Origin of the sequence: Paenibacillus polysaccharolyticus (assembly GCF_900102085.1) — a bacterium.
Classification (GTDB): Bacteria; Bacillota; Bacilli; order Paenibacillales; family Paenibacillaceae; genus Paenibacillus; species Paenibacillus polysaccharolyticus.
The window spans coordinates 195,175-209,020 of sequence record NZ_FMVM01000013.1 but is presented as its reverse complement, the minus strand read 5'-3'; the positions used below and the strand labels follow the sequence as shown (position 1 = coordinate 209,020).

The 13,846-nt window shown below is 47.6% G+C and carries 6 protein-coding genes; 1 reads left to right on the top strand and 5 read right to left on the bottom strand.

What is annotated here, in order from left to right:
• Positions 1-48 precede the first annotated feature (48 nt).
• On the top strand, positions 49-2,517 hold the full coding sequence (locus BLQ13_RS19090; protein ID WP_090923024.1) for an O-antigen ligase family protein: 2,469 nt from the start codon (positions 49-51) through the stop codon (positions 2,515-2,517).
• A 140-nt stretch (positions 2,518-2,657) separates the two neighbouring features.
• Here the strand turns inward: BLQ13_RS19090 and galU are convergent, their stop codons facing one another.
• The 5 genes from galU to BLQ13_RS19065 all read right to left on the bottom strand — a co-directional run bounded on the left by galU (position 2,658) and on the right by BLQ13_RS19065 (position 13,562).
• Positions 2,658-3,536, bottom strand: coding sequence for a UTP--glucose-1-phosphate uridylyltransferase GalU (gene galU / locus BLQ13_RS19085; protein WP_090923085.1), 879 nt, complete (start codon positions 3,534-3,536; stop codon positions 2,658-2,660).
• A gap of 129 nt (positions 3,537-3,665) precedes the next feature.
• Entirely contained in the window at positions 3,666-7,283 is a 3,618-nt protein-coding gene (locus BLQ13_RS19080; RefSeq protein ID WP_090923022.1) for a DEAD/DEAH box helicase, read from the bottom strand.
• Between the two features lie 286 nt (positions 7,284-7,569).
• Positions 7,570-10,083, bottom strand: a complete 2,514-nt coding sequence (locus BLQ13_RS19075; RefSeq protein WP_090923020.1) for a U32 family peptidase — start codon at positions 10,081-10,083, stop codon at positions 7,570-7,572.
• Between the two features lie 371 nt (positions 10,084-10,454).
• On the bottom strand, positions 10,455-12,350 hold the full coding sequence (locus BLQ13_RS19070; protein ID WP_244159380.1) for a stalk domain-containing protein: 1,896 nt from the start codon (positions 12,348-12,350) through the stop codon (positions 10,455-10,457).
• 42 nt (positions 12,351-12,392) lie between these two features.
• Positions 12,393-13,562 carry a S1C family serine protease gene (locus BLQ13_RS19065; protein ID WP_090923016.1) on the bottom strand — a complete coding sequence of 390 codons (1,170 nt, stop codon included), beginning with the start codon at positions 13,560-13,562 and terminating at the stop codon, positions 12,393-12,395.
• Between the last annotated feature and the right edge of the window lie 284 nt (positions 13,563-13,846).

Here is a 13,846-nt window from a genome sequence, read left to right as displayed (position 1 = left end):
ATCTATGCTAAAATAATGTCGTATCTACAAGAAAAGGAGACTCAAACCTTGTCGAATCCAGTATACGGAAAACAAATGAAAACGTCGAGTAAAGCTACAGCCAATTCGGCATCGATGCTCCTATGGCCATTGTCCATAGGACTTATCTTATTTTTACTCTGGTCCGCGTTCCAGGTTGCGCTATTTAATGGTCAATTGCTGCAATTTGAGGCACCCATTTATTGGGCTGTTGCCATTACAACCCTCCTGTTCATCCTTTGGGTGGTAATCTACTTTAAAGAGATGAAGTTAGAAACACAGCAAGATTGGCTCAAAGTAGCCGTTATATTACTCCCTCTTACCTATGTACTATCACTCATTAATGCAGCATCAGAATACTTGGCAAATAATATGATTCTCATCCAATGTATCTATGCCATGATTTTTGTGATGACGATGTACCTGCTTCAAAACAACAAAATCAATCATATCATACAATCTTCCTTAATAGGAATTGCATATGTTATTGTCGGATTTGGTTTGTTAAATTGGCTAGGAGCCTTTAGTTTTGCAGGTAAGTTAGTTGGATGGTTTTCCGCGGGCGTAATCAATGGTGTATACAACCAAGCCATCTGGAACGACTCCAACGGTGCCCGGCTTGCGTCCGTGTTTCAGTATCCCAATACATACGCAGCATTTCTAATGGCATTTCTGTTCATTTCCATCTTCAGCATGATTCGTTCCAAAAGAATATTCTCACAACTGTTGCATGGCTTCATGCTTGTTCCCATTATCCTATCATTGCTGCTGACGCTCTCTCGTACAGGACTTGTAATGTTGCCTATCGTATTTGTTATCCTGCTGCTTTTGCTTAAACCAACCAAACAAATTCTATGGTTTATCTATTGTGCCGTATCGGCAATTGGCACGCTGTTGGTTTTAAACCCGATTAACACTGCAGGAATTGAACTTCAAAAGCAGTTCACAGGTTCTCTTGCAGCCAAGAGCTGGGCCATCCTTATTGGAGCCTCGCTTGTTGTTGCATTGTTGTGTTGGGCGATTCAGCGTTTTGTAGCCCCTATGTTGGAAGCTAAGCTTCAATCTTGGTCAGCTCGAAAAGCATCCAGTGTATGGATTCCGCTAGGTTCTGTAGTTCTAACCGTTGTGATTGCTGGACTATTGCTCGGTACGGGCGTGCGTAACATTTTGCCTGACAGTATTAGCACACGACTTGAGAATATCAACTTCCAGCAACACAGTGTGCTCGAGCGTATCACATTCTACAAAGATGCCACGAAACTATTTGCCGATTATCCTGTCATCGGGGCCGGTGGCGGGGCATGGACTGCACTGTATGAAAAGTACCAGAACAATCCTTATGTCAGTGCCCAGGCACATAACTTTTTCATGCAATATCTTGTCGAAGTTGGCCTCGTTGGATTTCTAGTATTTATGGCGTTTATACTATATGTTTTCTATCAATATGTACGATCGTATGTCAGACGGAATGAAGAGGATCGCGAATCACATTTCGTATACTTTATTCTTTCCATGTCCATCCTCGTGCTCAGTCTTCTTGATTTCAACATGAGTTATGTCTTTATTGGAATGCTGGTATTCCTTGGTCTTGGAGGCATGAGTGCCGCGATTGAGCCTCAACCAACTCGTCGTTTAAAAATGGGAGAAGCTGCGGCACGCGGAGTGTACAGTATAATTGCTGGAATAGCGATCATTGTGCTTCTCATCGTTTCTGTTCGATTCCTACAAGCTAATCATTATGCGATTGAAGGTAACGAGCTCGCGAGGAGCAGTCAAGATTTCCGGCAAATCAAAGCTCCGCTGGACAAGGATTTGTCCATCCGTAGCACACATCCAGATTCACTAATGCTTCTAGCATCACTTTATCAACAAGGCTACACGCAAACGAAAGATGAGCAATTCTACACAGAAGCCGTGCAATTGTTGCAGCGTGGCCTCGAAGCAGAACCATATAATAAAGGTATGGTAAAACAACTCATTGGCATATACGAATTGAAAGGCGAAAATGACCAAGCGTATACGCTACGAAAAGAATATGCAAGCAACTATATTTGGGATATGGACTGGTATGAGCAATTGATCAGCCGATCATTCGATCTGGGGTATCAGGCACTTGGACAAGGGGATACTACAAAAAAGAATGCTTATTTCACTTCGGGAATTGAGGCATATCAGCATGTAGTAGATGGAGTGGAGCACCTTAAAACTCTCCCTAAAGGACAGCTTCAAGGTCAGCCATTCCAAGTTACCCCAACGATGATTCTCAATGCTGGTAAAATGAAGTATATGTCCAACGATCTCTCAGGTGCTACCGCTGTACTTAAAACGGGAATTGCGGAAGATCTGACGGATGCGACAAATCTTGAAATTGCTCGTTGGTACCTCGCTTCACTTAAACGAGAATTTAAAATAGACGAGACTCTATATAATAAACTGATTGCCATCTCGCCTAGTGAAGCAGACGAAATTAAACGAATTGCTGAATTAACTTTTAATTAGAATCATCCACATTTTTTGTTATCATCTTATAGAAAAAAGGTTTGCCTTATAGGGCAAACCTTTTTTTTGTCTTGTCCATAGTAGAAACATCATAAAGAAATAGTAGATTGATAACGTAAGTACAGGAATTGATTCAATAATCAGTCTGATACCACGATATCTTTCAAATACTTCAGTAAATCCTCCCGCAGATCGGGACGCTGTAACGCATAGTGAATGGATGTTTCAATGAAACCTAACTTCTCACCCACATCATGGCGTAAGCCATCAAAATGATACGCGAGAATCTGTCTTTGCTCGTTCAGACGGGATAAAGCATCCGTCAACTGAATCTCTCCGCCTACACCGGCAGACTGCCTGCCCAAGATTTCAAAAATGTCGGGAGTAAGAATATAACGGCCCATAATCGCCAGATTCGAAGGAGAATCCTCCGTTTTCGGCTTTTCAATCAAACGTTGTGCTCTAAAGACGCGTTCATCCGTACGAGCTAGCAACTCTCCGTCCACAATACCGTAACGAGAAACATTGTTCCATTCTACAGGCTGTACGCCAACAATGGGAGACTGTAATTCATCATAAACTTCCATCATTTGTTGCAAGCAAGGCTTGTCAGATTCTACGATATCGTCTCCAAGAAGCACAGCAAAAGGCTCGTTACCAATGAACTTGCGAGCACACCAGATGGCGTGACCCAAGCCTTTAGGTTCTTTTTGACGAATATAATGAATATCTGCCATTTCTGACGATTTTCGGACCTCACTTAGCAACTCCCACTTTTTTTTATCGACGAGATTCTGTTCAAGTTCAAAGGAATAATCAAAGTGGTCCTCGATCGCCCGCTTCCCTTTCCCTGTCACGATAATAATATCTTCAATTCCTGAGGCAACGGCTTCTTCAATAATATATTGAATGGTTGGCTTGTCCACAATGGGCAGCATTTCTTTCGGCATGGCTTTGGTGGCAGGCAGGAACCTGGTTCCCAGTCCAGCGGCTGGAATAATCGCTTTGCGGATACGTATAGAAAACACTCCTTTAGCTGAATCAAATTAGTGTAGGGATATTACGATTAATAGCTTGATAAAAGTGAAGCATTTCTCTATACATTACCACATTTTATTAACCATCGTTGTATAAAAATCGAGTTTCCTCTATACCATTAACAACTCGCGAATATCCTGCTCGGATAATGTCGTTGATCCTCCATCGCCCGGTTCAATGACCTCAGCAATCAAATCCTTTTTCCGCTGTTGCAACTCCAAAATCTTCTCTTCAATCGTGCCCTCCGTCACAAGACGAATCACCTGAACCACTTGTTTCTGCCCCATACGATGAGCTCTTCCAATCGCCTGTTCCTCCACGGCGGGATTCCACCACAGATCATATAATATGACGGTATCGGCTCCCGTCAGGTTCAGTCCGGTTCCACCAGCCTTGAGCGAGATCAGAAACAGTTCAGCTTCTCCCTCATTAAACCTGCGACACATGTCTACACGACTCTGGGCAGGGGTTTGTCCATCCAGATAAAACAAGCTGTTGCCTTGCGCTGTAAGAGTCTGACGAATGAGGTTAAGCATACTTGCAAACTGGGAGAAGATCAGAATGCGTTTGCCAGCGGCCAGACAGTCCTGGACGGTCTCCAGCAGTTGCTCCATTTTCCCGGAATCCCCTTGATATCCGTCCACAAATAGTGCCGGGTGACAACATAACTGACGCAGGCGAGTGATACCGGCCAAAATTTTGATCCGATTTTTCTGGAAACCGTTGTCTTCCATGTCCTTTGTGGTCTCATCCTGAAGCTGAGAGAGATACGCTGCGTAAAGCTTTTTCTGTTCGACCGTCAGCTCAGAGCGTTGCACCGTCTCAATCCGATCCGGCAATTCTTCCAATACATCTTTCTTCAAGCGACGGAGAATGAACGGACGAACCATACGCGAGATGCGTTCTGGCGGCAAGTCACGAAATCTTCTGTAGCTCGGGAATAAACCCGGAAATACGGCTTCAAAAATAGACCATAGTTCATCCAGTGAATTCTCGACAGGTGTACCTGTCAGGGTAAAACGGCGCGGCGCCTGAATTTGTTTGACGGCTTGCGCTGTCTGGGACGATGCATTTTTGACTGCCTGTGCCTCGTCCAGAATCAGGGTATGGAAGGTTCTTCCCAAATACGTATCCAGATCACGTCGTAGCAACGGATACGATGTCACGATCACATCCGCCTTGTCCATATCCGCCAGCATGCTGGCGCGTTCATCCTTCTGTCCTGCGGCGATCAATACATTCAAATGCGGAGCAAACCGTGCAAACTCATTCGCCCAGTTGTAAGTTAATGAAGCAGGCGCAACAACCAATACCGGCGGATGTGTCATTCGCGTGCGTATGGTCAGACTGTCTTGCTGCGAGGTGTGCCATGCATCATCTATCGTTCCACTGACGTTAGCCAAGTAAGCCTGCTTAGACCCATCCATGGTCCAATTATTAGAAATGGAGTTGTGTTTATCAGCTGGTAGCCCTGCCTCTTGTCCCTGCTCATACACGGGTCTCTCCTGTAATGAAGCTGTGATGTAGGCGATACTTTGCAGTGTTTTACCCAGTCCCATATCATCTGCCAGAATGCCGCCAAACCGGTAATGTGCGAGCGTACGAAGCCACTGATACCCGCTTGCCTGGTAATCCCGCAGCACGGGCGCCAGCGTCTGAGGCAACGGAAAGTCCATCCGGTCCGGATCACGCAGATCATCTAGGAAACGTTTGAGCGATCCTCCCCATTTCACATGACCCGAAACTTCATCTCTGCCCGGAAGCTGCAACGCTCTCACAGCAGGCAACCGGATATGGCTGCTCTGGATATCCTTTGCTTCCAGTCCAAGCGCGTCAGCCATGTGAGCGAAGCTGCTCGCGCCATCATTTTCAAGTGACAGAAAGACACCGCTTCGCAGGCGGAAGAAAGCTTTCTTTTCCACAATGCTGCGCATCAGTTCTTGCAACTCCTGCTCGTCGACTCCCTCCATCTCGAAGGAAATCTCCAGCCAGTCCAGTCCTTTTCCCAGATCAGCACGAACCTTCGGCGGTACCGGATACGTTGGCATCATCGCTTTCACAGCATTCGGCATATAGATATCGGCCAGCTTCTCAAACTCAGGCAACAGGTGATACATCACATCATAGATGGCGTCCTCACGCTCGCTTGCCCAGACACTCCCCTCCCGCTCCAGAAAAGAACGATCCAGTCTCTCGATGAGATTGCGTTCCTTGAAGCGGTCACGGATCAAGATGACTTTCTTTTCTTCCTCGTTAATTAAATACTCTGCCAGCGGGTTAATAACCATGACGCCATAATCGAATTCCAGACGTGCTGTAATGCGTTCCCGGTAAAAGTCGATATACAATTTCGGTAACAACTCGGGTTCGGCAATCTGTTCGCGCACATGGGAATCAATCGACAGATGCCCCAATGTCCGCAGTTCCGGTACAACATGCTGCACAAACTCATCCACCTGCTGTGACGAGATATCAATGCTTTCTTTAATGCCGTAGGATGTGAGCGCACGGTTCAGGTCCTCCAGACTTCTCATCTGCGTCGGTTCTAACATATAGAGCTGCCCTTCAACAACCGCCGCATCATATGCCGGAAGCAGAATCAACTCACGCAGTCCTGACACCTCCAGCTGATACCCTTCATTCGCCCCCTCTGCGATCCGGTAAAATAGAGGCAATGCTCCCTCGCTTAGGGTTAACGGACCGTTTGCCAGGCCTGTGCCCTCCATGCGGCTATCCGCTTGCATAAGCAACTCCAGCAGTGGCTTCCAGACAATTGGAGCGATCAGGATATCGCGACCGTCCGAAGCACCCAGATAACCGGAAATCGATTCACGGTATGCCTCTTCACTCTGTCTCATACGAATGAGCATGGAAAGGATAGCCTGATCTTCCGCCCGAAACACATGTAGCAGCGGATCATAATGAAACAGCTTGGTGAAGGACATGGGCTCGCCCTTTTCAATACAGTTCAGGAACTGCTTGACCTTCTGCACGACATAGAGTCGTTTGTTGCCCACTTTTAATTCAAGCGCCAGCTTGGCTCCACCTTTATGCACATGTACCAGCTTACAGATGAACTGTACCTGTAATTCTTCTCGTAGCATAGAGCGGGTAACCGGTGCTGTGTATTTTGACTCCCGTTCATGCGTCAATCTGCGATCCTTCGCAAACATGGATAAAATCTGGTCTGCTGTGCGGTAGGACGGTTTATCCGCAGAGCGGCCCCAGCCTGAGGCTGAACTTGGACGACCTGCCTGTGCAAAAGGAGAAGGGGACAATGTCTGCGGCTTGTGCTGTTGCGGTTGATGTGGTTGGCCCAGTTGCTGCGATTGCTGACCTTGTGCAGTAGATATTAAATCTGAATAAGGCCGTTCCCATTTCTCTTCTTCGACCAGTGTGCCCACTTTTGACGGTGTCCCTCTGCCACTGGATGGCTCTGGCATGTCCTCACGTTCATGAATAACAAGCAGAACAGCCGCGATATGTTTGCAGTAGTCATAATAGTTGCCGTACGCCGGGCAGTTGCAATGCGCTTCAATCTCTCCCGCATCGTCCAGGTCTACCTTCACTTCGTAGGCTTCCGTCCCCCGAACAACAGCTTGATAATGACGTCCGTCTTCACTCACAGCCAGCTTGCCAATCCTGCCAGACTGTTGATATTCTTCACCGTGTTTGAATGCCGTGACCCCGCACAGCAATTTGATATCCATCATCGTAAATGGAGCCACGCTTCACACCTCCTTGGTTGCCGATGCCGCTTTTATAGAAAAAACCCCAAGAGCTCCGTAAAGCAGAGATTGGGGTTGCTTATTAAGTTGAAACACAGTTGTTTACACGTGCACTTCGATGACAGAATAACCTTCCAATCACTGTTATCCCCAGATTTTTTTGATTCCCTTTCCTAAAAGGGAAAATCCGGTGATAAAGGCTAACGCTTCGCTTTTTCAGGTTTTTTCTGTCCTCTCCGTTTTTGTGTAAAAAAATAGTTCAACTTATATAGCTTGTTGTTCCGTTTTATTTCACCAGTTGGCCGCGTGTAACGCCCAGCTGATTCGTTGCTTTCAGGGTTTTCCATACTTGTGTACCGCTGATCTCGCCACGCAGTGCACGGTTGTACAGGTCAATAACTTCCTTCACCTGCTCCGGCGTCTCTTCCAGGAACTCTACCCGGTAACGGGATACTCCGAGATCCATGAAATTCGTAAGATACTCTGCACCGGACTGCTCAACTGCGTTATACACCGTGTTACGGCACCCTTCATCCACGCGTACGGGGTGAGACATACCAATTCGGTCTTGCAAGGAAGCCCGTTTCTCTTCGCAAGGGCGTCCACAGTTCGTATAGTCCGTTCCTTCACTCATAAACGTACAGTACACACAGTGCTCCGTGTGGAACATCGGCAAATGCTGATGGATAACCACTTCGGTCTGACTTGTACGGGAGTTACCGAGCAGATCAACCATCTGCTGAATGTTCAGGTCATACGACGGCGTGATCCAGTCGCACCCTGCTTCCAGGAACAATTCCACTGCCTTGTGGTTGGCGATGTTCAAGGAGAAGTCCCCGATCAGCTGCGGATGCTTCGCGTCCGGATTCATTCTACGGTGACGCAGGTAGAAGTAAAGCGCACCTGTATTACGAACGAGTACCGCATCCGGCTCCAAACGCAAGATATTGTTGTGATAGCCGTTCTCGCCAGGCATATGAATACGCGGCGTAGCCAGCGCGATTTTACGACCTGCAGCATGTACAGCTTCCACGGCTGCCGGGAATTGCTTGATAAACTCAAAGTCGGCGTAGATCATGCCGACGCCAGCTTCCAGCGCTGCCTCCACTTGTGGCAGGCTGCGGCACAGCGCGGTCAGCTCTGCTTGACCGCGAGCCACTGGCGATGCCGGTTGTGCCGCATCGCCGTACACGTCCACCACCCGTTTCACGTAGACGGGCGGTTTCGGGCGCTCGCCCGCGAGTTGTTCGACCGCCTGACGGCGAATATTGTTCAACTCGCGCATCGGAATGATGACGTCACCGTGCAGATTGACGTCCAGTTCCTCAAGCTGGAACACGGTGCCGCCGAGACGTCCGAATTGCTCCTCGAGCAATTCATGGGTCATCGGACGTTTCTGGGCAATGTCCAGTTCCATCTCCGAATCCACGCGCACGGTCGTTCCCTTCTGCACGTCGGTCCACCACGTGCTGAGCGGTTGCCCCGGGCTGCCGATGACTTTCACTTTGACCGGGAAGACACGGTAAGGTTTGTCGGTCTCAAAGCTTTGACGCAAACGTTTGTCGAGCGCAGGGTCATTGGTTTTCCATACCTTATCGCCGACTTTCACACGACGCAGATCCACATCACTGCGGCCTGGCACGATGTCCACGATCCAGCCTTCGCCGGCTTCGCCTTCGATCTTCACACCTTTGCGGCGTACATCATATACACGTCCGCCTTCTTCTTTCTTCGTTGGATCACCAGCATCAAATACAATGCCGTCTCCACGTTTCACGGGTGCATCCAGTTTCAGCACAACACCATCACGCAGCACTTGATCTACACGCCCCAGGTAAACGCCACGGCTTTTCGGGAACGTCCCGTCTACCAGCTGTTTGTTATTCGTGCCGTCCAGGAAACCATGTGTGAATCCACGCGAGAAGCTCTGTTGCAACTCACGAATCTCTTCTTTGCTTGTCCGTGTATTGTCACCGTCAAAATAACGGTCAATGGCTTTACGATATTTACTAACTACGTTCGCTACGTACTCTGGCGTTTTGAGTCGACCTTCGATTTTGAAAGACGTTACGCCTGCTTCAATCAATTCCGGCATGATATCAATGGCTGCCAGATCTTTCGGCGATAGCAGATACGCCACATCCCCCATCGGCTGGTGAACACCATCCACCATCAGATCGTACGGCAGACGGCACGCCTGCGCACATTCTCCACGGTTCGCGGAACGTCCGCCCCACATTTCGGAAGTCAGACACTGACCCGAATAGGATACGCAAAGTGCGCCATGCACGAATACTTCCATCGGAAGTTTCGCTTGATCACCAATCTTTTGAATCTGCTTCAAATTGTTTTCCCGTCCAAGTACGACACGTTCCATGTCAAACGGCTTGGTAAACTCTACCGCTTCAGGCGACGTAATCGTCATCTGCGTGGAACCGTGAATCGGAAAGTCCGGCGAAATCTCACGAATCATTTTGACCAGACCCAGATCCTGTACGATCACAGCATCCACACCCGCATCTACGCAGGCATCGATGAGTTCTTTGGCATCTTTCAACTCATTTTCAAAGATCAATATATTAAAGGTCAGGAACCCTTTTACGCCGTAACTGTGCAAAAACGCCATAATCTCCGGTAGCTCGTCCATACGGAAATTGTTCGCTCGTGCCCTTGCATTGAATTTTTCGACCCCGAAGAAAATCGCATCCGCTCCGTTGGCTACCGCCGAACGCATGCAATCCCAGTCCCCTGCAGGTGCCAGAAGCTCAACGTCTTCTCTTCGTATTGTTGCTGTTTTCATGTAGATCCTCCCCATACCGGCCTCAGCCAGTGTTCTTCCCTTGGTACCTGTATTTCGGTACGCCTGCATTGCTGTCAACGTCAAGTATCACTATATCTATACATTATGTCTGTATTGCCTGAAATCAAGGCCTACAGTCTCTCTATTTCTCAAATCAGCAGTAATAACTCCTGAACTAGTATAGTGTACCACTTCTGCACCGACTCTTCTACGGTTTCCTGAAAAAACCGTTTGTCATTTTCATCATTTTTCCATAGAGATTCCACTCATTCTCAACATATTTACACCTTATGCCATTCATTGTGAAGTCACAGCCAAAGAAAAAAAACCGGAAGGTTCTTAACCCTCCGGCAATTTCTACACATCTATTGTTATTTAATAAAAGTAAATGAGTTCACTGCTTTTTCCAGCATGGCTGCCTGCACTTGCGTACGATTCGCGTCGTTCAGACCACTCGTGATCGTATACGTGATTCCATCCTTTTCAAAAACAATCTGACGACCTGTATACGGCACACCCTTATCCACTTCATGGTACGTGAAGGAGAATGCCGGTACACCTGCAAAGGTCAGTTGCTCGCTGCGGATCAGATTAAAGCTTTTTCGCGTTTTGGCTGCCTCTGCATAGGCCTCTCTCAGCTGACTAACCGTCATCTCAATCGACTTGTCCTCTGTGGCTGCAATGGAGAAGTTGCCACCCGTGAAGGTATAAACGACAGGTGAGCTTTCAAACCGATCACTATACGGCGTCCAGTAGCGCGGAATATCCACGCTGTAATGATAGTTTTTGGACGTACGCGTGATCGTTTTCATTTTATCTGTCAGATATGGATCTTCATCCAGCTGACCGAAATTATCTTTTACCGTGTCAAAATCAATCTCTACACTTTTCATAATTCGTTCAAACCATGCTCGGTCTGCGGCCTGTCCTTCAGGGAACGTATACTCCGCGTAGTAACGATACCCGTTCTTCTGCAAAAGCACATCATATTCCGTCTGCCATCCTGACCCGAAGTTATAACGGAATTCATTCACCTCGGCAGTTTCGCCAGAGATTTCCGTTGTAAATGAACCAATCTGCTGATAACTCTCGGCTGTAAAGGTTTCACGCATCCACTTCTCGAGCTGATCACTCCAGTCCTTCACCGTTGCACCGGACTTGGCTGAAGTCACTCGAAGTTGCAAATAAGCACCGTCTTTATCTTTATAAACCATATTATTATTGTCCATGGACCAGCCCGCTGGAACCTTTAATTCAATTCCGTAATCATCATTCCATGCCGCACGCATGTCGTCCTCCACCGTGGAAAGATCCTTAATGGTTCGATCTGACTGCGAATAGCTTGGTTCAAAAGAGTTGAGCAATGAGGCATGTTTGCCCAGATCTTTATAATTAATCGCCTCATAATCCGCCAAGTAGACATCATATTGACGACCGTCATGAATGTACTGGCGTAACTCCCACAACACGCCATCCGCATCTTTGACGACAACTCTTGCATAAGGATTGTTTCCTTTAGATACCGCTTCACGGTCCAGTACCGTATCTCCTGCCTGTTTAGCCACCTGCACGAGTTGTGTCAGTAAGTCATCCGCATCCAGTACCACATTCTGGTCACTCACATACACTTCGAGAAAATAACTTTCATCCGTAGCGCCAAAGGTCATCATGCGTTCCTGTTCATTCGTTTGCAACACCAGAAGATCGGCTGGATAATGAATCGACCAGCCATAATAGCTGTTTCCAATTCTCGTTTTCCCTTTGTCCAGGTCGATGCCGTCCTCATCCACACCCTCACCCGTTTGAAGCAAACGAATGACGATCTCTCCCGAACTGTTCGGCGCAATCGTTGCACCGATTCCTGCCGCAACCGGGCGAAGAGGAACCATTAACACACCATTCACCATTTTGGGGGCAGTCCCCATCTCCACTTTGGCACCGTCAATCCATGCGATGGAACTGTCTATTCTCAAGGCCACAACGTGTGGACCTTCCTTGATTTTGATGACATCATTTTTCTCCAGCCGCACTTCACTGCCAAAGGCTTTTTTGAATACGCCGACAGGCACCAATGTCACGCCTTTAATCGTGAGGGGTTTCGTGATGTTTTGTTTCTTGCCATTCATAAAAGCACTTGTACTTCCTGCTTTGACACGCAGCTCATTGGTAATAACATCATCAGCTGCCCATACTGGCAGAGCTGTGCTTGCCAGCAACATCCCTGCTAATACACCCGTGCTCAGCACGCGTAACCATGACTTCTTCATTCCGTTCATTCGTCCTCTCTCAATTCGGGTTGCTTGCCAGGCTTATTGTTCTTCATCGGTTAAAAGCGAATCATCGGACGGCTCCTCAAGAGAGGCTCGATCCACAAGTGTCAATGTGCGGGTAACGATGTCTCCGTCCGTTTGCACCAGCAGCTTTACCTTTTGTCCAGGTAAGTAGGCTTTGAGTAGCTCATTGATATCGACTACCGAAGATACACGTTTGCCCGCAACGCTGTAGATGGCATCCCCTTCCTTGATCTTGGCTTTCTTCGCTTCCGGACTCAATACACTCGTAACCGTCAACGGATCTTCCGCAGGCAGACCTACAATGGCCGACCAGCTCTCTTCCATCTGTAATCCGAGACTTGCCCGTTTGATCGTTCCATATTTAAAAAATTGATTGATGACAAAGTTCACGGTGTCTACAGGAATAGAGAAACCCATGCTCTCAATGCCCACGGCAGAGAATTTCATGGAGTTAATACCGACGACTTCTCCCTTTAAGTTAACGAGCGGCCCTCCACTATTTCCGGGATTAATCGCCGTGTCTGTTTGAATTAAGCGGTAGGATGCTTCCACCCCACGGTTCAGACCGCTGATCACGCCAACCGTAGCTGAGTTACGCAATGAAAAGGAGATCGGCGTGCCGATCGCAATTACCGTTTCGCCCACAGCCGCTTGTGAAGCTTTAGCAAAGACCGCAGGTTTGAGTGCTTTAGCGTTAATTTTAATCAGCGCAAGGTCACTTAACGGATCACTGAACGATTCTGTAATGTTATATGTATTCCCGTCTGTCGTGACAACGACGGGATCTACCAACTGATCAACCACGTGGGCGTTCGTCACAATCCATCCATTAGCGCGAATGATAACTCCTGTGCCATGTGCCAGATTATAACGATCGTTTGCCGATCTGTTCTGGTTTTCCGTCGTTTTACCTATAATCCCAACCACAGACGGAGATACCTTCTCAATCACTTTGGGAATGGCTTCGCTTCCCTTATACGTATACGTTCCTGATTTGGCATCGTATTGTCCACTGCCACCGAACATCTTAACCAAATCTTTCGTATTCACATACACCTGGCCGTCGATCACCTTGGCTTGCATGCCTGTCTTGGATGCTGCTGCACCAGCCGTCGCCGTCATCACACCAATGGAGAGCACAACAACCATCATCATGGCTGTTGCCCGTTTTACTAACCTTATCATGACTTCACCTGACCCTCTCTACTCTATACATCCTTCTTGCGCGACTGGACAGCCGATTCCTGGCCGAATCTATCTTCTCTCTCATCTGCAATATCGGTATCCTTCAATGTATCATACAAATTATGGCTATACAATCGTTTTAATTTTCGCTATTTTTCGACATAATCAGACTCTCTCAGTTTCCTCCCTTCGGAGAATACAGACATGAAAAAACACCTTCCATATTCATCATGGAAAGTGTTCGAAATGACTATTGCATGGTCTTATTTCTATACATCTTAATA